The organism is Bradyrhizobium sp. B120, assembly GCF_049075665.1.
In the GTDB taxonomy this organism is placed as follows: domain Bacteria; phylum Pseudomonadota; class Alphaproteobacteria; order Rhizobiales; family Xanthobacteraceae; genus Bradyrhizobium.
Genome location: NZ_CP185242.1, coordinates 1,084,504 through 1,103,371, shown reverse-complemented (window position 1 = coordinate 1,103,371; position 18,868 = coordinate 1,084,504). Strand labels below are relative to the sequence as shown.

Here is an 18,868-nt window from a genome sequence, read left to right as displayed (position 1 = left end):
ACGATGCCCCATTCCGGCGCGAGCCTTGCGGCTTCGGATGCGGCGAGACCTCGACCGCATCGTCGGCAGGGATTGCGCTGATGAAAATGTTTGTCGCGGCGGCAGCCTTCTGCGCAACGATTGGCTGTGCACAAGCCGACGTCCGCATCCTTGCCAGCCCCGGCGGGCAGGTCGGCCCGTTCATCGACCTGTTCGACAAGGTGCGCGAGTCCGGTGAGCGCGTGGTGATCGACGGGCCGTGCCTGTCGGCCTGCACGCTGGTGCTCTCGACGGTGCCGGGCGATCGCATCTGCGTGACGCGGCGCGCCGTGCTCGGCTTCCACGCCGCGCGCTCGATCGACCGGCGCGGCCGGACCTATGCGGAGCCGGAAGCATCCGAGGCGGTGCTGGAGGCCTATCCGGCGCCGGTGCGCGGCTGGATCGTGCGCCGCGGCGGCCTGACCTCACGCCTGCTGCTGCTGCGCGGCCGCGAGCTCGCCGCGATCTATCCGCGGTGCAGGTGAGAATTTGCAGCTTGTAATGTGGGCAAAGGCACGTCTGCGCCATGCCCACGCTGCGATCCCAAACCCGTCATCCTGAGGTGCGAGCCTTGCGGCGCAATTGCGCCGCTGGGCGAGCCTCGAAGGATGCACGGCCCGGATGGCTCAGCCTGCAGTCGCAACAGCTGGGCCGTCGATCCTTAGAGGGCTGCTGAAGGAGCGGCCACCTCAGGATGACGGTCCAATCGGGTTGCTCGCGACCTACATCTGCTGCGGGCAGTTCACCATCCAGGGGATGCCGAACTGATCGACGCACATGCCGAAACCGTTGGAGAAGAAGGTCTTGCCGAAAGGCATGGTGACCGTGCCGCCTTCGGACAGCGCCTTGAAGCGGCTCGCGGCCTCCGTGGGATCCTCGACCTGTAGCGAGACGTGAAACCCTTGCGGCTTCTGGAAGTGGCCGGGCGGGGCGTCGGAGGCCATGATGATCTCGCCGTCGATCGAGACCCTGGCGTGCATGATCTTGTCCTTCCAGCCGGGCGGCGTCTGCATCTCAGGATTGCCCTCGCCGTAGGGATAGCTTTCCTCGATCCGCGCACCGAGAACCTTCTGGTAGAAGTTCAGCGCGGTGCCGCAATTGCCGTCGTAGGAGAGATAGGGGTTGACCTGCATCACATGCTCCCTGGGTTAGATTCTCGTTTTGACGCGCTTTCTTCAGGCGAACCGGAAACCACTTCGCTCGAAAACGCTCGCTATTTTTCAGTCAGCTTCTTCAGATTGGCGAGACCGACCTCGAAATCCTTGCCGATCATGTGATCCAGGTTCATGAACACCTGCATCACCTTCGACATGAAGACGGCCGGACCATACATGGTCCATGTGACGCTGGTCGCATCTCCCTGCGGCAGCATTGTGAACTCGGCCGTGTTGTGGCCCTCGAACGGCTTGAGGAAGTCGAGCTTGATGACGACCTTCGACGGCGCGGACGATTGCAGGATCTCCATGCGGCCGGTGCCGACATTCTTGTTGCCGTCCCAGGCATAGACCGCCCCCTGCCCGCGCCCGGCGCCGTCATAGCTGCGCTTCATGGCCGGATCCCGGTTCTCGTACGGCGACCACACCGTCCACTGCCGGAAATCGTCGATCAGCGGAAAGATCCGCTCGGCCGGCGCATTGATGCTGGTCGCACGCGTGACGCGGAACGTGCTCGGCTTGGTCGCCGCGAGGACGAGGATGACGGCAATCGCGACCGCGAGGATGACGGCGATGATGGCAATGGTCTCGAACATGATGGTCTCCAGGCAGATGAATTGAGAAGATAGCTCAGCGGCGGAACGGAAGCAGCGCGCGCAGATTGCCGTCGCGCAGATAGAGCCCGCCCCACACCATGAGGCCGAGATAGAGCCCGAACAGGGTGTGGCTGAACAGCGGGCTGCCGATCCGCACATGGGACGCGATCGCACCGCCGAGATAGCCGGTGAGCAGGATGGCGCCGAGGATCGAGGTCGGCGGCACCGAGTACAGCAGCGTGCAGACGATGGTGATGATGCCGAGGCTGCGCGCCAACGTATCGCTCGCACCAAAGCCCATCTTGTCCATGGTCTCGGTGACGACAGGCAATGGCAGCAGCTTGATGGCGCCATCGAACAACAGGAAAAGAATGACCACGCCGCTCATGACGCGGCCGGTGATGCGGGCGGGCTTTGAGACTTCGGTGTCGACGATCGTCGGCATGGCGGGCTCCGTAACGCTTGGTGATGCTCTCTGCCTTCATGACGAACGGAGGGGTACTGGACCGACAAGGACGGTGAAGATTTTTTGAGATTCGTCATGGCCGGGCTCGTCCCGGCCATCCACGTCTTCCTTTTTTGCGGCATCCAAAGACGTGGATGCCCGGCACAAGGCCGGGCATGACGAGCAGCAATGTTGGGGGACTACTTCGCCTTCACGTTGCGCGGCTGGCTGTCGCGCATCAGGCGGTCGATATGCATGCGGATATGGGCGGCTTCGGCGGTGGTGTTGGCGAGCGCGATGGCCCGGTCGAAGGTGACGCGGGCCTCCTCGTTGCGGCCGAGCTGCATCAGGAAGGCGCCGCGCACGCCGAAATAATGGAAGTAATTGGAAAGCCGCGGCGCCAACGGCTCGATCATCTCGAGCGCGGCTTCCGGCCCCTTCACCTTGGAGACTGCAACGGCGCGGTTGAGTGTGATCACCGGCGACGGCTGCATGATCTCGAGCGCGCCATAGAGCAGGTCGATCTGGGTCCAGTCGGTATCCTCGGGCTTTTCCGCACGGGCGTGCAGTGCGGCGATCGCGGCCTGCACCTGATAGGGCCCGCTGCGGCGATGGCGCATCGCCTTGTCGATTAGCGCGAGACCTTCGGCGATCAGCTTCTGGTTCCAGAGGCTGCGGTCCTGGTCGTCGAGCAGGATCACCGCGCCATCGGTGTCGAACCGCGCGGCGGCGCGGGCATGCTGCAACAGCAACAGCGCTGTCAGCCCCATGATCTCCGGCTCGCTCTGGAACAGCCGCAGCAGCAGGCGGGCGAGGCGAATCGCCTCCTCGCACAGCGGCGAGCGGATTTGCGCGGTGTCGCCGCTCGCCGAATAACCCTCGTTGAAGATCAGATAGATCATCGCGGCCACCGAGACGAGCCGCTCGCTGCGCTCGACCGCGCCCGGCGTCTCGAACGGCACATTGGCGTCGGCGACGCGCGTCTTGGCCCGGGTGATGCGCTGCTCCATCGCGGCTTCCGAGACCAGGAAGGCGCGCGCGATCTGCTTCACCGACAGGCCGGAGACGATGCGCAGCGCGAGCGCGATCTGCTGGGTTGCCGGCAGGTCCTTGTGGCAGCAGATGAACAACAGCCGCAGGATGTCGTCGCGGTAATGCGAGCCGTCGAGCCGCTCGGCGAGCTCCTCCTCGGCGTCGCCGAGGTCGGAGATCGCCTGGTCGTCGTCGGGCAACGCCTCCTGCTTCTTGCCGCGCCTGATGTCGTCGATCGCGACATTGCGGCCGACCATGATCAGCCACGCCGCGGGATCGCGCGGCGGGCCGTTCTGCGGCCAGCTCTTCAGCGCCCGCAGGCAGGCATTCTGGAAGGCCTCCTCGGCGGTATCGAGATTGCGGAAGTAGCGCAGCAGCGCGCCAACCGCCTGGGGACGCGCCGACGTCAGCGCGGCATCGATCCAGGCGGTGTCGGTCATGCTCACGCCTTCGTGCCCCCCTGATTGAAGTAGCCGACCGGGCGGATCTCATAGGTGCCGCCGGGATTGGCCTCGCCGAGGTCGCGCGCGATGTCGAGCACCTCGTCGAGATTCTTGCCCTCGACCAGATAGAAGCCGAGCAGCTGCTCCTTGGTTTCGGCGAACGGGCCGTCCAGCACCAGCGGCGGGTTTTCCTTGCGCAGCGTGGTCGCCGCGGTGGTCGGCAGCAACCGCGCCACCGGGCCGAGCCGGCCCTGCTTGGCGAGCTTGTCCTGCACGACCGACAATTTCTGCATGACCGAGGCGTCGTGCTCCTTGCTCCAGGAACCGACCATGTCTTCGTCATGATAGCAGAGGATGGCGTACAGCATCGAAAAGGCATCTCCGTTCATTGCAAGAACGAACGATTATGCCCGCTGCCGACAGACGGAGCGAAAGAAATTTAAGTTCCGGATGTCGGCGAAGGATTTGGCCGACGCTTCATGGCGCGCCGCGGCAGACTGAAGGCTGAGGCCACAGCGACCGCGTGTCAGGTCATCGCCGCAACGACGATGCTGCGATCACCAATAGACGCCGTAACGGGCGGCGATCCGGCGCGCCTTGGCTTCATCGCTCTCCCGGCGGTTGGCGTAGCTCCTGTTCGTTGGCCGGGAGGCTTGCTGCCCCGAAGGCTCCGCCGGCTGCGCCTGCGACGGGGCCGGCTGGACCTCGGCCGCAGCGGGCGCAACGGCCGGTTGCGCCTGCGCGGGTGCATCGGCGTTTGCGAGCACGAGGCCTCGGCTCTGGCCAGCGTGAGCGGCGGTGGCGGTGGCTGCGATGAAAGCCGCGATCAGGATCAGCTTGCGCATGGAAGTTCTCCCCGGTTGATGGCAGGAGACTAGGGAGCGGGCCAAGCTCGCTCTGTGATGTCAATCACATTGAAATTGGAGGTATCCGGATGGGTAAGGGCGCACTGGCGCTGCTGATCAATGGCGGCTCGGAAAACTGGTCGTCGGCGCGCTGGAAAGCGCGGTTCGACACGGTCTGCCCGGACCGCCCCGTGGTGCTGCTGCCGGACGGCGCGCTCGATCCCGCCGAGGTGCACTATGCCGCGGTGTGGAAGCCGCAGCCGGGCGAGCTCGCAGCGTTCAAGAATCTGCGCGTCATCTTCAACCTCGGCGCCGGCGTCGACGCGCTGATGGCCGACCGCTCGCTGCCCGACGTGCCGCTGGTGCGGGTCGCGGTCGGCGATCTCACCGACCGCATGACCGAATATGTCGTGCTGCATGTGCTGATGCATCACCGCCAGGAGCTCTATCTGCGGGAGTCGCAACGATTGAGGCGCTGGGCGCCGGACTATCAATGGGCGGCAAGCGCGATCACCGTCGGCGTGATGGGGCTCGGCACGCTTGGCGCGGCCTCGGCAAAAGCACTCCGGGCGCTCGGCTTCCGCGTCGTCGGCTGGAGCCGCAGCGAGAAGCGGATCGACGGCATCGCCTGCCACCACGGCACTGAGGGACTGGACGCGTTCCTGCGCGAGACCAACATCCTGGTCTGCCTGCTGCCGCTGACGCCCGATACCCGTCACGTGCTGAACCGCGACGCGTTCGCGAAACTGAACCGCACCAGCCCGTTCGGCGCGCCCGTCATCATCAATGCCGGCCGCGGAGGATTGCAGAACGAAGCAGACATTTTGCGCGCGCTCGACGACGGCACGCTGGGCGCCGCCTCGCTCGACGTCTTCGAGACCGAGCCGCTGCCCGAGGCGAGCCCGTTCTGGAGCCATCCGAAGGTGGTGCTGACGCCGCACAACGCCGCCGACACCGACGCCGACGAGATCTCGAAATACGTCGCGCAGCAGATCGCGCGTTTCGAGCAAGGCGGCGCGTTGGAGAACCTGGTCGATCGCACGCGGGGGTATTGAGGCAGTGTCGTCCCTGCGAAAGCAGGGACCCATAACCACCGATGCTTATTGACGCGCGATAGTGGAACGACGAGTCTGTTTCACTACACCGGCCGCGGGGTATGGGTCCCTGCTTTCGCAGGGACGACCACGTTGATGGAGCAGCGCTTCGCCGGCGAAGCGCAACTCTCGGCCGCAGCCTCACCCCATCTCGGCCACGACCTCCGCGAGCCGGTCGTAGGCTGGCTCGACGCCCTTGTCGATGCCGGAATTGAGATGACCGTCACGCGCCTCCTTGGTGGGATGGCGAATGGTGGTCGTCAGCGTGGTCGTGCCGCCTTCCTCGACGAAGGTCGAGATGACCAGATATTCGTCGCTGGTGAAGCCCGGCATCGCAAAGATCTCACCGAATGCCAGCCGCTCCGGGCGCACCACTTCGCGATAGGTGCCGGTGAGGATGTGCTCGACGCCGTCGGACGACCGGAACACGAACCGATAGGCGCCGCCGACGCGCAGGTCGATCTCGCACACCGGCATTGCGAGCTGCTCGCAGCCGAGCCAGCGCACGACGTATTCGGGCTTGGTCATGGCGTCGAACACGAAGCGCCGCGGCGCGTCGAACTGGCGCGTCATGGCGAACTCGAAATCCGACGGGGTGGTGATCCTCAGCGTCTTATCCACGCGTGCGTCCACGTTGCTTCTCCTTCTTTACTCTGACTTTACGGGTGGTGTGCGGCGGGGCCTTCGCGGCCTCCTCCGCCTTCATCTCCTCGAGCAGGCCGTCGAGGCGGTTGAAGCTCTCGTCCCAGAAGCGGCGGAAATTCCCGAGCCAGCCGTCGACCTGCTTGAACGAAGAGGGCGCGATGCGGCACGGCCGCCACTGCGCCTCGCGCCCGCGCGAGATCAACCCGGCATGCTCCAGCACCTTCAGGTGCTTGGAGATCGCCGGCAGGCTCATGTCGAACGGCTTTGCCAGCTCCATCACCGAGGTCTCACCGAGCGCGAGCCGCGCCAGGATCGCGCGCCGGGTCGGATCGGCCAGCGCGGCGAAGGTCGAAGTGAGGGGATCGAGCGACATGTATTTAGCCCATGGGTTAAATAACCTATGGGTTAAATACGACCGAACGGCGGTCGCGTCAACGGCCAATTTTGGCCGCTGACGCGGGTGTGAACCGTTCAGGATGTCTTGCGCGCGAAAGTGACGTGGGTGGCGTTCGGGCTCGCGACATGCGAGACGACGGCATATCCGAGCGCGGGCAGATCAATGCCTGCGAACAGATTTTCGCCGGCGCCGAGCAGCACCGGCGACAGCGCCAGTTGCACCTCGTCGAGCAGGCGTGCCTGAAGGAATTGGCGCACCAGCGACACGCCGCCACCCACCCGGATGTCCTTGTCCCCCGCAACGGCGCGCGCCCGCTCGAGCGCGGCGTGAATGCCGTCGGTCACGAAATGAAACGTGGTGCCGCCTTCCATCTCGATGTCAGGCCGTGCGTGATGGGTCAGCACATAGACCGGCGTGTGATACGGCGGATTGGCGCCCCACCAGCCCTTCCACGCATGATCCGGCCACGGCCCGCGGATCGGGCCGAACATGTTGCGGCCCAGAATCCAGGCACCGATATTTTCCATCGCTTTGCGCGCAATCTCGTCATCGAGCCCGGTGCTGCCGCCATCCTGGCCGAAGGTCTGGCGAAACGTTCGCGTCTGGAGGAACCAGCCTGGCAGCGCCATGCCACCTTCGCCGAATGGATTTTCGAGGCTCTGCCGTGGCGCGGCGCCAAATCCGTCGATCGAGACCGAGAATGCCGAAGTCCTGACTTTTCCCATGATATTCCACTTCCGTAGGTTGAGAGACCATACGGAAGACGGGCGGGAAGAACAGCACCCGACATTTGCTGCCGAAGAAACTTTGCCGCTTCTATTTGGCCGCGCACAGCACGTCGAGGGCACCCTTGACGATCACCTCGAGTTCCCCGCGCGGCACGCGGGCGCGGGCACGGATCGCGATGGTGTGGACGGTGGCGGAGGCAAGATGCGCCAGCGACGCCGGATCGGCGCCCTCAGGCAGCTCGCCGCGCTCCTTGGCATGGCGGAAGCAGATGCCGAACGCCTTGTCGAGCTCGGTCAGTCCCTCCACCACCATGGTGCGGATACCCGGATCCGACACCGCCTCGGACGCCGCGGTCATCACCGTGAAGCAGCCGCGCGGGCCGGACTCGCCGGAGAGATAGATGTCGAGCGCGATCCGATAGATGCGCTCCAGCCGCTCGCGCAGCGGCGCCTCGGCGCGGAAGATGTCGACCATCGCCGCGCGCGCGTCGTCCCGGTAGCGCTGGTAGCTCTTGATGTAGAGCTCGCGCTTGTCGCCGAATGCGCCATAGAGGCTCGGCCGGTTCATGCCGGTCGCAGCACTGAGATCGTCGAGCGAGGTCGCGGCAAAGCCGTCGCGGCGGAACAGATCGAGCGCCTTGCCGAGCGCGACCTCGGGCTCATAGGCGCGCGGCCGCCCGCGGCGCTTCGGCGCGACCGGAGCCTCGATTTTGGCAGCAGCTGGCGGCCTCTTACTTTTTTGTACCATTTCGCATTTAATTCCTTGACGCCCTCAATATTATCCAAGACAGTACAAAAATCAACAACGGCCGGGACACCCGCGCCAGACGCCCCAAGGAGGCACCATGGATCTTTATTTCTCGCCGCTCGCCTGCTCGATGGCGACCCGCGTCGCGCTCTATGAAGCCGGCCAGCCGGCCAACTATCTCGAGGTCGATCCGAAGACCAAGCAGGTGCGCAACGACGGCTCCGACTTCAACAAGGTCAACCCGCTCGGCCTGGTGCCGACGCTGCGCACCGACGACGGCGTCGTGCTGACCGAGAACGCGGCGATCCTGCAATATGTCGCCGACCAGTTCCCGCGCGCCGGCCTCGGCACCGCGTCGAACGCCGAGCGTTCAAAGCTGCATCAATGGCTGTGCTTCATCGGCACCGAGCTGCACAAGGGCCTGTTCCTGCCGCTGCTCGACAAGAAGGCGCCGCCCGACGCCAAGACCTACGCGCTGGAGAAGTACGTGTCGCGGCTCGACCATGTCGAGGACCACCTGAAGGGCCGCGAGTATTTGCTGGATCATTTCAGCGTCGCCGACGCCTATCTCGTCACGGTCATCAACTGGACCATGGCGACGCCGCCGATCGAGCTCGCGAAATGGCCGGCGCTAAAGGCGTATTACGAACGCCTGCGCACGAGGCCGTCGGTCGCGAAGGCGGTCGCGGAAGAGTTCGAGCTCTACAAGGCCGAGATCGCCCGCCACAAGGCGGCGGCGTAAGCACACTGCGCCCCCTCTCCCCCGTTCTTCACGGGGAGAGGGTTGGGGTGAGGGGCTGCTTCCGCATGCGCTGCCTGCTGTTACGTCAGCAGCCTCGGCAAATCGAAAGCTTCCGCTTATCGAGCTCCCCGGCTGCAGGCTTCCCCTTCCCGCCGGGAGGGGACGGCATCTCAAGAAACACCGGCATGAAGTATTTCCATTCATCGTAATATTCGGCCGGCAAGGAATATGGCTGGCAGAGCGTGATCGCTTGCAGCGCGCTCTTGCGATATGCCCGGGAGTAGTCTGACACGGCCGGACTGTTCTGCGACGACACCGACGGTTGCTCCGCCAGCGAGCCCTCGCGCGTCAGCTTAATCTCGAGAACCAACTTTATGTTCGCTGCCTCGTCCCCAACGGGGGCAGGTTTACGCCAACACTTGGCGACCTGAGTGCGAAACAGCGCCCCCCATTTTGCGGAATGGTCCGCGTTGCTCTGCGCAGCCGCGGGCTGGGCAAGAATGAGGGCAGTCGCAAGGAGGAAGCCTGCGAGCGCGAAGGCGGCAGAACGTTCAATTGGCATGTGGTGGATCCGGCGGACGCGGTGAGGTTGCAATCGCCGACCAGCATAGACCAACCCTCATCGACACGCGCAACCGCTTTCGATGAGTCTCCACAACGACCCGTAGCCCGGATGGAGCGAAGCGCAATCCGGGATCGATCTCACCGCATCAGAGACTGCCCCGGATTTCGCGGAGCCTGTCATCGGGCGCGCATTCGCGCGACCCGTTGGCTCCATCCGGGCTACGCGGCGATCAGAACGGCTCTTGCCCTAGCCCAGGCACATCGGCCGGACGCGGGCCCGGCGCGGGCCAGTGGAAGCGGCGGTCTTTCTCTGCGATCGCGATGTCGTTGATCGAGGCCTCGCGCCGGCGCATCAGGCCGTGCTCATCGAACTCCCACTGCTCGTTGCCGTAGGAGCGAAACCAGTTGCCGCCGGCGTCGTGCCATTCGTACTGGAAGCGCACCGCGATGCGGTTGCCGTCGAACGCCCAGAGATCCTTGATCAGGCGATACTCCCGCTCCTTTTCCCATTTGCGGGTCAGGAAGGCCACGATCGCCTCGCGCCCCTGAAACACCTCGGCGCGATTGCGCCAGCGGCTGTCCTCGGTATAGGCGCCGGCAACCCGAACCGGATCGCGCGAATTCCAGGCATCTTCCGCCATGCGCGCCTTCTGCGCGGCGGTCTCGCGGGTAAAGGGCGGCAGTGGCGGGCGTGACATCGGCGATCCCTCGCGGTTGTTTTGTCACGCGCAAATCTATCGTCGCTGGATGAAGAGTCGATGGGGCGTTTCCTATCGCCCGATAGCTAGGCCAGATCGGCCTTCATCAGCGCGCGGATGGACTTCGGAATCGGCTGTGCCCGGCCCTGACTGACGAAGGCGACGCGCACCTGCGCCTTCACAAGCACGTCATCGCCGCGCCTGACCTCCTGCGCGAGCATGATGGAGGCGCCCTTCACCGTAATCGGCCAGGTCACGACGTCGAGCATGTCGTCCATCCGCGCGGGCTTCAGGAAGTCCAGCGTCATCGAGCGCACCACGAAGGCGAAGCCGCCGGTCTCCTCCTGCGCCTCCTCGAACAGCGCGTTCTGTTCGGCGCCCATCAATCGGAGATGATTGGTGCGCCCGCGCTCCATGAAGCGCAAATAATTGGCGTGATAGACGATGCCGGAAAAATCGGTGTCCTCGTAATAGACACGGACCTGCATATGATGTCGGCCATCGCGGATCGCGCCGTCGATATGGGGTAAGGTCAATTGCGGCCCCTCGATTGCCCTCGTGAGAACAATCGTTTTGCGCAAATTGCGCGATCACGCAAGCGCGATCAGGACACCACCGGCCCCTTTGCGCCGAGCGTGACCTGCACGATCTCGGGCGGCACGCCGAGGCGGAACGGCATGATGCTGCAGCCGAGGCCGCCAGAGACGACAACGTCGCATTTCAGCTTGATGTGGCCATAGGCGAGCCGCATGCCGTGCTTCACCGGCACCGCCGGCGACCAGCCGAGCAGCCGGATCTGGCCGCCATGGGTGTGGCCGGACAGTTGCAGCGCGACGCGCGAGGGCACGCGGAGCGCGACGTCGGGCTCGTGCGCGAGCAGGATCACCGGCGCGTCGTCGGTGACTTTTGCAAGCGTCGCGTTGAGATCGTCGACGCCGATACGCCGGACCTCGCGATAACGCCGCGCCGGCAGATAGGCGAGCTGATCGCCGAGGCCGGCGAGCCAGAACGGACGGTTATCCTTGGTGAGCCGCACCGCATCGTTCTCGTAGACCGGAATGCCGGCGCGCTCCAGCGCACGGCGCGCGACGGGTGTGCCCTGCCCCAGGCGCTGCACCGTCTTGTCTTCCCAATAATCGTGATTGCCGAGCACGGCATGCACGCCGAGCGGCGCCTTCAAATCCTTCAGCACCGCAGCCCATTCGGAGGCCGGAATGAAGCGGGTGACGTGGCGCAACCCCGCGACATAGTCGCCGAGCAGCACGATGATGTCGGGGTTCAGCGCGTTGGTGCGCTCGACGATCTCAGCGATGCGATCGAGCGACATCCAGGGATCGCAAGCGTGAATGTCGGCGAGCGCGGCGATCTTGAGCGGAAAATCCGAAGGCCATTGCCGCGGCGACAGATCGTAGCGCGTCAGCGTGAGGCGGACGACCGGCTCGCTCAGGCCATAGGCCGCGGTCGAGGCGGTGGCGGCGGTCAATCCGCCGGCGGTGCGCAGAAAATGTCGACGTGAAATCATGGACGCTTGATCGGTGATGCCTGGCGCTTCCGGGAAGACGCTCCAAACGATCATAGGCCCTTTGATTGGAGCGAAATTGGGCCGCGTTTGTGCAGACGGCCTGCAGAGACGTCGCAATGGTTAGCGCGCAAGGTTACCGCGCGGCGCGATGCACTGCGTCAACACGTCTGTTCACGTCTTCGAGAGCGCGTGCCTCAATCCTCGTCGCCATTGCCGCCGAACAGGCCGAACTGCGAGGGATCGCGGTTCGGCTCGGCGAGGCCGAGATGGCGGAAGGCATGCGAGGTCAGCAGTCTTCCGCGCGGGGTGCGCTGCAAATAGCCGCACTGGATCAGATAGGGCTCGATGATGTCCTCGATCGCATCGCGCGGCTCCGACAGCGCCGCCGCCATGGTCTCGACGCCGACCGGACCGCCGCCATAGTTCAAGGCGATGGTGGTGAGATAGCGCCGGTCCATCGCATCAAGGCCGGCGCTGTCGACCTCGAGCGCGCTCAGCGCCCGGTCGGCGATGCCGCGATCGATGGCGTCGGCATCGGCCGCGGAGGCAAAGTCGCGCACGCGGCGCAAGAGGCGGCCGGCGATGCGCGGCGTGCCGCGGGCGCGGCGCGCGATCTCGTTGGCGCCATCGGGGCTCATGCCGATGTTGAGCACGCGGGCGCCGCGGGTGACGATCTTCTCCAGCTCTTCCACGGTGTAGAAATTGAGCCGGATCGGAATGCCGAAGCGATCGCGCAGCGGATTGGTGAGCAGGCCTGCGCGCGTGGTCGCGCCGACCAGGGTGAATTTCGACAGCTCGATCTTCACCGAGCGCGCCGCAGGGCCTTCGCCGATGATCAAATCGAGCTGAAAATCCTCCATCGCGGGATAGAGCACTTCCTCGACCGCCGGGCTCAGGCGATGGATCTCGTCGATGAACAGCACGTCGCGCTCTTCCAGATTGGTGAGCAGCGCCGCAAGGTCGCCGGCCTTCGCGATCACAGGGCCGGAGGTGGCACGAAAGCCGACACCGAGCTCGCGCGCGACGATCTGCGCCAGCGTGGTCTTGCCGAGGCCCGGAGGACCGACGAACAGCACGTGATCGAGCGCCTCGCCGCGCTTCTTGGCGGCTTCGATGAAGATCGAGAGATTCTTGCGCGCCTGGGCCTGGCCGACGAACTCCGTCAGCGACTGCGGACGCAGCGCGGTGTCGCCGACATCGTCGGAGCGGCGTTCGGGCGTAACGATGCGCGAGGGCGTGTTCATGTTCGCAGACCAGTACAACGCAAGCCGCGTCGGTGGTGGTTAGGCTCCCCTCCCCCTTGTGGGGAGGGGTTGGGGAAGGGGGCCCACACGAAGACTGCCGCCGCGGCACCCCCCTCCCTAACCCTCCCCCACAAGGGGGGAGGGAACGCAGTGACGCGCCCAGCGCGAATGATGCACGATATCGAGCGCAGGTTCACTTCGACAATTCCTTAAGCCCCAGCCGGATCAGCTGCGCGGTCTCGGCCTTCTCACCGGCGCTGCGCGAGGCGGCGGCGATGGCGGCGGCGGCCTGCGGCTGGCCGTAGCCGAGATTGACCAACGCTGAGATCGCGTCGGTGACCGGGCGTGGCGCGCGATTGTTGTCGATCGCGCCTGACAATTGCACCACCGCGGGATCGACATCGGCAAAGCCCGGCGCCTTGTCCTTCAATTCGCTGACGATGCGCTCGGCGACCTTCGGCCCGACACCGGGCGTCCGCGCCACCGCCGCCTTGTCGCGCAACGCGATAGCGTTGGCGAGATCGGTCGGCGGCAACGTGCTGAGCACCGCGAGCGCGACCTTGGCGCCGACACCCTGCACGGTCTGCAACAGACGAAACCATTCGCGCTCGAGATCTGAGCGGAAGCCGAACAGCTTGATCTGGTCCTCGCGGACATAGGTCTCGATCGAAAGCACGGCCGCCCCGCCCGGCTGTGGCAGCGCCTGCAACGTGCGGCTCGCGCAATGCACCTGATAACCGACGCCGCCGACGTCGAGGATCACGTAATCCTCGCCGTAGGAATCGATCAGGCCCTTGAGCTTGCCGATCATAGGTTCGCCACCCTGAGGCGCAGCGCGATGCTCTGACGGTGATGGGCGTGGGTGATCGCAATCGCGAGCGCGTCGGCGGCGTCGGCGGACGGCGGCTCGGCTTTCGGCAGCAGGATCTTCAGCATCACCTGGATCTGGTTCTTCTCGGCATGTCCGGCGCCGACCACGGTCTTCTTGACCTGGTTCGGCGCGTATTCGGCGACCGAGATACCGAACATTGCGGGCGCCAGCATGGCGACGCCGCGGGCCTGGCCGAGCTTCAGCGTGGCAACGCCGTCCTTGTTGACGAAGGTCTGCTCGACCGCCGCCTCCGCCGGCCTGTAGTCGCCGAGCACGGCGGCCAGCCCCTCATGGATTGCGAGCAGCCGGCTCGCCAGCGGCAGATCGTCCGGCGGCTCGACCGAACCGCAGCCGACATAGACCAGACGGTTGCCTTCGGTCTCGATCACGCCCCAGCCGGTGCGGCGGAGACCCGGGTCGATACCGATGATGCGGACGGGAGAGCGAATCGGCTGCGATGTCATGGGGTAGTGATACCGCCTAGCCTGCGAGAACGAAACACAAACGCCGCCATCATACCCGGGAAAGCGGGCGTTCGTGCCCCGGGCGCGGCGCAGCACGAAGTGATGCGGCGCTGAACCGGGGCCTATCTATCTTCTTCGCATGCAGAGACATGGGTCCCGGCTCTGCAGCGCACCGCTTACGCGCTGCGCCGCGTCCGGGACACGAGAGCTGCGTCAGCCGCCCATCTTCGCGAGCAGCGCGTCGGATACCTCGAAATTGGCGTACACGTTCTGCACGTCGTCGTGCTCGTTGAGCAGGTCCATCAGCTTCAGCAGCTTTTCGCCGGTCTCGTCGTCGACTGCGACGGTGTTTTGCGGCTTCCAGGTCAGCGCCGCCTTGCGCGGCTCGCCGAACTTCGCCTCCAGCGCCTTTGCGACTTCGCGGAAGGTGTCCTGCGAGGCGTAGACCTCGTGACCGGCTTCGCTCGAGACCACGTCGTCGGCGCCGGCCTCGATCGCGGCATCCAGCATGGCATCGTCGGAGGCGACCTTGGCGTCGTATTCGATGATGCCGGTGCGGTCGAACATGAAGGCGACCGAACCGGTTTCGCCGAGATTGCCGCCCGACTTGGTGAAGAAGGAGCGGATGTCGGAGGCGGCGCGGTTGCGGTTGTCGGTCAGCGCCTCGACGATCACGGCGACGCCGCCGGGGCCATAGCCCTCGTAGCGGATCTCGTCATAGTTCTCGCCCTCACCGCCGATCGCCTTCTTGATGGCACGGTCGATATTGTCCTTCGGCATATTCTCGGCGCGGGCGGCGACCACGGCGGCGCGCAGCCGCGGATTCATCGCCGGGTCCGGGGTGCCGAGCTTGGCCGCCACGGTGATTTCGCGGGCCAGCTTGCCGAAAAGCTTCGACTTCTGGGCATCCTGCCGGCCCTTGCGGTGCATGATGTTCTTGAATTGGGAATGGCCGGCCATGCGACGTCTCTTCGAGCGTAGGATCTGAACAGGGGTGGAAAACGCGGCCTTATAGGCCCCTGGCGGTCAAAATCAAAGGTCGGCAGGGGCCGTCCGGCGCGGGAATACTACCGCAAGCCGGAATATGAGGCACTTGTTAACCATGACTTCATGCCCGGATGCGAGGATCACCCCGTCCTGCCGCAACTTTCCAAGGCAACTACCAAGCCAACTTCCAACAGCCCCACAGAGCCCCCATGGCGTTCGGTTTGTTTCGAAAGCAAGTGCCGGAGCCGGCTGCGCCGCAGGTTCCAAGCGTGGCCGCCGCGGCTGAAGCCTCGACCGAGACTGATTCGGCCAAGGATTCGTCCAGGGAGATCCTGGAATTGCTGGAACTGGAGCTCGGCGCGATGATCCGCCAGCTCGAGCGTGCCGCAGGCTCGGTGGCCGACGGCGCCGAGGCGACGGCCGCCAAGCTCGCGACCATCCGCGCCCGCACCGACGCACTGACCGGCCGCAGCAGCGATGCGCAGAGCACCGCGACGACGTTCTCGGAAGCCGCCGACCGTTTCACCCACTCCGCCGAAGGCATCGGCGCCCAGGTGCGCAGCGCGAGCCAGCTCGCCGACGATGCCGCAGCAGCGGCGCGCGAGGCAACGGTCAATGTCGATCGCTTGCGCGAATCCTCGGCGGCGATCGGCAATGTCGTCAATCTGATCGCGCAGATCGCGCGGCAGACCACGCTGCTCGCGCTCAACTCGACCATTGAAGCTGCGCGCGCCGGCGCGGCCGGCAAGGGCTTTGCGGTGGTCGCCACCGAGGTCAAGGCGCTCGCAGTGCAGACCCAGAGCGCAACCGAAGAGATCACGCGCAAGATCGAGGCACTGCAGAAGGATGCCACCGGATCGGCGGACGCCGTCCACCGCATCTCGCAGGCGATCGAAAAGATCCGGCCGGTGTTCGAGAACGTCAACGGCGCGGTTGCCGAGCAGAACCAGATCACCGGCGAGATGGGCCAGAACGCGGCCTCCGCCTCCCACTTCATCGTCTCGGTCGGCACCAGCGCCGGCGAGATCGATTCGGCAACGCGCGAAGCTGCCGCGCATGGCGACAACGTCGCGAAGGCCGGCAAGGCGGTGACCGGCTTCGCCCAGAAGCTGAAGGCGCGCTGCGCGGTACTGCTGCGCCAGGACGAGCGCGGCGATCCGCGCAAGAACGAGCGCCTGCCCTGCAGCCTCACAATCGAGATCACGACCGCGCGCGGCATGATCACCGCGCCGGTCTACGAGATCGCGATGGACGGCATCCTGATCGGCGGGCCCGATGCCGAGAGGCTGCCGACCCATGAGACCCTGACCGCGACGTTGCAGGATATCGGCGCCTGCCGGATCAGGATCGGCGACCGCTCCAAGGCAGGCAGCCAGGCGCGCTTCGAGGCGGCGTCCGCCGAACTGCGCGAGAAGATCGAAGACCGGATGTGGGCGATCCACGAGGAGAACGCCGAACTCGTCACCCGCGCGATGGAAGCCGGCCGCACGCTGAGCAAGCTCTTCGAGGACGGACTGGCAAGCGGCGCGATCACGATCGCTGACATGTTCGACACCGACTATGTCGAGATATCAGGCACCAACCCGGTGCAGTATCGGACCAGGATGCTGGATTGGGCGGATCGCGCGCTGCCCACTCTGCTCGAGGCGTTCCTCGCCAAGGACAAGCGCCTGGCGTTCTGCGCGACGGTCGACCGGAACGGCTATCTGCCGGTCCACAACAAGATCTACTCGCAGCCGCAGCGGCCGGGCGACGTCGCCTACAACACCGCCAATTGCCGCAATCGCCGTGTCTTCAACGATCCCGCGGGCCTCGCCGCCGCGCATAATGAGCGCGCCTATCTGGTTCAAAGCTACGCGCGCGACATGGGCAACGGCACCACCGTGATGATGCGCGAGATCGACGTGCCGATCCGCGTGGGTGGCCGGCACTGGGGCGCGTTTCGCACCGCGTACAAGCTCTAATGACTTCGTAGCCCGGATGCAGCGAAGCGTAATCCGGGACCAATGTACCCGCGGACGGGAACCCCGGATTGCGCTTCGCTCCATCCGGGCTACGCGACGACACGCACTGCGCTGCAGTCCGAGCTACGCAGTGCACGCTCAGGCAAGACCGTCTGAGCGAATCACGCTTTAGATCGGAATGGGGAATGCTGCGGCGGCGCGACGGGCTGCTGTAACGGAGGAAACGCGATATGTCGGCGGCGCAGCTTGCAGTGCTGGATACGTCATCAGACCGGACGCTGGCCGAACGGCTGGTCGACCAGCTCGCCGACCGCATTGGTGGCCTCGGGGTCGAGCTCGCCGACATCGCCGGCAACGTCCAGGAGGTCGCGAACCGCGTCTCGAGCCAGTCGGAGCGGTTCCATCATTTGCAGGAGACCGCCGAGATCATGGTCTCGGCCAATCACGACATCGCCAATGCATCCCAGGCGGTGCAAACGACCGCATCCGCGGCGGTCGGCCAGATCGCGGAATCGCGCAACGCGGTCGAGACGGCGGTGAGCCATATCGCAGAGCTCGTCGCGGCGGTCGGACGGATCGAGGCGCGGCTCGCTGCGGTCGGCACCGCGCTGAGCCAGGTCGCCAAGGTCTCCGGTTCGATCGAGGCGATCGCCAAGCAGACCAACCTGCTCGCGCTCAACGCCACGATCGAGGCCGCGCGCGCCGGCAACGCCGGCCGCGGCTTTGCCGTGGTCGCAAGCGAGGTGAAGAACCTTGCCGAGGCGACCCGCCAGGCGACCCATCAGATTTCCGACACCGTGCGCGACCTCGACGGCCAGATCGGCAGCCTGATCGGCGAGAGCAGCGACGCCTCGCTGCGCGCCAAGAGCGCCGGCGAAGGCGCCCGGCAGATCTCAGGCATCATCATGCGCGTGCAGGAGGGCTTCTCATCGGTCGGCGCCGAGATCGGCAGCGTGGCGCGCGCCGCGACCTCCAATCTCGGTCATTGCGACACCGTGATCGCGGAGCTGAACGAGCTCGCCAAGGGCGTCGACCTCTCCTCGCGCGACCTCAAGCACGCCGACGGCCGCGTCGCGAAGCTGCTCGAGCTGTCCGAGAGCCTGATCGTGACCATCGCCGATAGCGGCGTCGAGACCAGCGATGCGCCGCTGATCCGCGTCGTGATCGACACAGCGAAACAGATCTCAGAGCTGTTCGAGCATGCGATCGCGCGCGGCGAGATCACGCTCGCGCAGTTGATGGACGAGAATTATCGCGAGATCGCGGGCACCAATCCGAAGCAGTATCTCACCGACTATGTCAGCTTCACCGACCGCGTGCTGCCCGCGATCCAGGACCCGATCCAGAAGACCGATCCGCGCATCGTGTTCTGCGTCGCCTGGGCGCGCAGCGGCTATCTGCCGACCCACAATCCGAACTACCGGCTGCCGCAGGGACCGGACCCGGTGTGGAATAACGCCAATTGCCGCAACCGCCGGCTGTTCAACGATCGCGCGGTGAGCAAGGTCGCGGCCAATACCAAGCCGTTCCTGTTGCAGACCTATCGCCGCGACATGGGCGGCGGCAATTTCGTGCTGATGAAGGACGTCTCGTCGCCGATCGTCGTGAACGGCCGCCACTGGGGCGCCTTCCGGATGGGTTTTCGGCAGAGCTAGGCCAGCCCCTCG

At 65.4% G+C, this 18,868-nt stretch carries 23 protein-coding genes; 5 read left to right on the top strand and 18 right to left on the bottom strand.

Going from position 1 to position 18,868, the window contains the following annotated elements:
• Positions 1-80 precede the first annotated feature (80 nt).
• Entirely contained in the window at positions 81-503 is a 423-nt protein-coding gene (locus tag ACOIX3_RS05245) for a hypothetical protein (protein WP_420968726.1), read from the top strand.
• Between the two features lie 237 nt (positions 504-740).
• Here the strand turns inward: ACOIX3_RS05245 and ACOIX3_RS05240 are convergent, their stop codons facing one another.
• The 6 genes from ACOIX3_RS05240 to ACOIX3_RS05215 form a co-directional block, all read right to left on the bottom strand.
• Complete coding sequence (locus ACOIX3_RS05240; RefSeq protein ID WP_420968725.1) at positions 741-1,151, bottom strand: VOC family protein; 411 nt, start codon at positions 1,149-1,151, stop codon at positions 741-743.
• Positions 1,152-1,231: 80 nt separating this feature from the next.
• Positions 1,232-1,768, bottom strand: coding sequence for an SRPBCC family protein (locus ACOIX3_RS05235; RefSeq protein ID WP_420968724.1), 537 nt, complete (start codon positions 1,766-1,768; stop codon positions 1,232-1,234).
• A 34-nt stretch (positions 1,769-1,802) separates the two neighbouring features.
• On the bottom strand, positions 1,803-2,213 hold the full coding sequence (locus ACOIX3_RS05230) for a DoxX family protein (RefSeq protein ID WP_176533584.1): 411 nt from the start codon (positions 2,211-2,213) through the stop codon (positions 1,803-1,805).
• A gap of 200 nt (positions 2,214-2,413) precedes the next feature.
• Positions 2,414-3,691 carry an RNA polymerase sigma factor gene (locus ACOIX3_RS05225; protein WP_420968723.1) on the bottom strand — a complete coding sequence of 426 codons (1,278 nt, stop codon included), beginning with the start codon at positions 3,689-3,691 and terminating at the stop codon, positions 2,414-2,416.
• Entirely contained in the window at positions 3,688-4,056 is a 369-nt protein-coding gene (locus ACOIX3_RS05220; RefSeq protein WP_157347862.1) for a YciI family protein, read from the bottom strand. The genes ACOIX3_RS05225 and ACOIX3_RS05220 overlap by 4 nt, the downstream gene beginning before the upstream one ends.
• Positions 4,057-4,245: 189 nt before the next feature.
• Positions 4,246-4,533 carry a hypothetical protein gene (locus tag ACOIX3_RS05215; RefSeq protein ID WP_420968722.1) on the bottom strand — a complete coding sequence of 96 codons (288 nt, stop codon included), beginning with the start codon at positions 4,531-4,533 and terminating at the stop codon, positions 4,246-4,248.
• An 89-nt stretch (positions 4,534-4,622) separates the two neighbouring features.
• Here ACOIX3_RS05215 and ACOIX3_RS05210 point away from each other — a divergent pair, with 89 nt between their 5' ends.
• Positions 4,623-5,588, top strand: a complete 966-nt coding sequence (locus ACOIX3_RS05210; protein WP_420968721.1) for a 2-hydroxyacid dehydrogenase — start codon at positions 4,623-4,625, stop codon at positions 5,586-5,588.
• A gap of 180 nt (positions 5,589-5,768) precedes the next feature.
• On the opposite strand, the gene ACOIX3_RS05205 is transcribed toward ACOIX3_RS05210, so the two are convergent.
• The 4 genes from ACOIX3_RS05205 to ACOIX3_RS05190 all read right to left on the bottom strand — a co-directional run bounded on the left by ACOIX3_RS05205 (position 5,769) and on the right by ACOIX3_RS05190 (position 8,145).
• Positions 5,769-6,248 (bottom strand): SRPBCC domain-containing protein, encoded by a 480-nt coding sequence (locus ACOIX3_RS05205; protein ID WP_420968720.1) that lies wholly within the window; start codon positions 6,246-6,248, stop codon positions 5,769-5,771.
• Positions 6,241-6,645 (bottom strand): ArsR/SmtB family transcription factor, encoded by a 405-nt coding sequence (locus ACOIX3_RS05200; protein WP_420968719.1) that lies wholly within the window; start codon positions 6,643-6,645, stop codon positions 6,241-6,243. The genes ACOIX3_RS05205 and ACOIX3_RS05200 overlap by 8 nt, the downstream gene beginning before the upstream one ends.
• Positions 6,646-6,743: 98 nt before the next feature.
• Complete coding sequence (locus ACOIX3_RS05195; RefSeq protein WP_420968718.1) at positions 6,744-7,394, bottom strand: dihydrofolate reductase family protein; 651 nt, start codon at positions 7,392-7,394, stop codon at positions 6,744-6,746.
• 91 nt (positions 7,395-7,485) lie between these two features.
• Positions 7,486-8,145, bottom strand: coding sequence for a TetR/AcrR family transcriptional regulator (locus tag ACOIX3_RS05190; RefSeq protein WP_420968716.1), 660 nt, complete (start codon positions 8,143-8,145; stop codon positions 7,486-7,488).
• 97 nt (positions 8,146-8,242) lie between these two features.
• Here ACOIX3_RS05190 and ACOIX3_RS05185 point away from each other — a divergent pair, with 97 nt between their 5' ends.
• Positions 8,243-8,887, top strand: coding sequence for a glutathione binding-like protein (locus ACOIX3_RS05185; protein ID WP_420968715.1), 645 nt, complete (start codon positions 8,243-8,245; stop codon positions 8,885-8,887).
• Positions 8,888-8,972: 85 nt separating this feature from the next.
• On the opposite strand, the gene ACOIX3_RS05180 is transcribed toward ACOIX3_RS05185, so the two are convergent.
• From ACOIX3_RS05180 to ACOIX3_RS05145, 8 genes are all read right to left on the bottom strand, one after another.
• Positions 8,973-9,449: a hypothetical protein gene (locus ACOIX3_RS05180; RefSeq protein ID WP_420968713.1), complete on the bottom strand. Its 477-nt coding sequence runs from the start codon at positions 9,447-9,449 to the stop codon at positions 8,973-8,975.
• 232 nt (positions 9,450-9,681) lie between these two features.
• A complete protein-coding gene (locus ACOIX3_RS05175; RefSeq protein ID WP_097676708.1) occupies positions 9,682-10,149 on the bottom strand; it encodes a DUF1348 family protein in 468 nt (155 codons plus the stop codon).
• Positions 10,150-10,235: 86 nt separating this feature from the next.
• The gene (gene ybgC, locus ACOIX3_RS05170) at positions 10,236-10,685 is read right to left on the bottom strand and encodes a tol-pal system-associated acyl-CoA thioesterase (RefSeq protein WP_420968712.1); all 450 of its coding nucleotides are present in this window, start codon (positions 10,683-10,685) and stop codon (positions 10,236-10,238) included.
• A 68-nt stretch (positions 10,686-10,753) separates the two neighbouring features.
• Entirely contained in the window at positions 10,754-11,671 is a 918-nt protein-coding gene (locus ACOIX3_RS05165) for a metallophosphoesterase (protein ID WP_420968711.1), read from the bottom strand.
• A gap of 194 nt (positions 11,672-11,865) precedes the next feature.
• Positions 11,866-12,915, bottom strand: coding sequence for a Holliday junction branch migration DNA helicase RuvB (gene ruvB, locus ACOIX3_RS05160; RefSeq protein WP_212313983.1), 1,050 nt, complete (start codon positions 12,913-12,915; stop codon positions 11,866-11,868).
• 193 nt (positions 12,916-13,108) lie between these two features.
• Positions 13,109-13,726, bottom strand: a complete 618-nt coding sequence (gene ruvA / locus ACOIX3_RS05155) for a Holliday junction branch migration protein RuvA (protein WP_229170503.1) — start codon at positions 13,724-13,726, stop codon at positions 13,109-13,111.
• Positions 13,723-14,250, bottom strand: a complete 528-nt coding sequence (ruvC, locus tag ACOIX3_RS05150) for a crossover junction endodeoxyribonuclease RuvC (protein WP_420968710.1) — start codon at positions 14,248-14,250, stop codon at positions 13,723-13,725. Before ruvC ends, ruvA begins: the two co-directional genes overlap by 4 nt.
• Before the next feature lie 213 nt (positions 14,251-14,463).
• On the bottom strand, positions 14,464-15,210 hold the full coding sequence (locus ACOIX3_RS05145; protein WP_420968709.1) for a YebC/PmpR family DNA-binding transcriptional regulator: 747 nt from the start codon (positions 15,208-15,210) through the stop codon (positions 14,464-14,466).
• Positions 15,211-15,446: 236 nt separating this feature from the next.
• On the opposite strand from ACOIX3_RS05145, the gene ACOIX3_RS05140 reads away from it, so the two are divergent.
• Entirely contained in the window at positions 15,447-17,201 is a 1,755-nt protein-coding gene (locus tag ACOIX3_RS05140) for a methyl-accepting chemotaxis protein (protein ID WP_420968708.1), read from the top strand.
• Between the two features lie 230 nt (positions 17,202-17,431).
• A complete protein-coding gene (locus tag ACOIX3_RS05135; protein WP_420968706.1) occupies positions 17,432-18,856 on the top strand; it encodes a methyl-accepting chemotaxis protein in 1,425 nt (474 codons plus the stop codon).
• Positions 18,857-18,868 lie beyond the last annotated feature (12 nt).